The 272-nt window shown below is 63.2% G+C and carries 1 protein-coding gene; it reads left to right on the top strand.

The window, feature by feature from the left end:
- Window positions 1-272, top strand: a 272-nt coding sequence (locus SB751_RS30615) for a M20/M25/M40 family metallo-hydrolase (RefSeq protein ID WP_410749099.1), incomplete at both ends; no start/stop codon positions are given.

The following is a 272-nucleotide window of genomic DNA, read 5'->3' on the forward strand; positions in this document are numbered from 1 at the left end:
TCAACAACCCCGGCCTGACCGAGGAAATGGGTCCCACCCTGCGGCGCGTGGCCGGCGAAGGCAACTACGGGCTGCAGCCCAAGTCGACGGCCTCGGAAGACTTTTCCTTCTACCAGGAAAAGGTGCCGGGCATGTTCTTCTACCTGGGCGTGACGCCCAAGGGCACCGATCCGGAGACCGCCGCGCCCAACCACTCGCCGCGCTTCTATGTGGATGAATCGGGCCTGATCAACGGCGTGCGCGCATTGTCCAACCTGACGTTCGACTACATG

Origin of the sequence: Cupriavidus sp. SIMBA_020 (assembly GCF_046535395.1) — a bacterium.
GTDB classification, from domain to species: Bacteria; Pseudomonadota; Gammaproteobacteria; order Burkholderiales; family Burkholderiaceae; genus Cupriavidus; species Cupriavidus campinensis.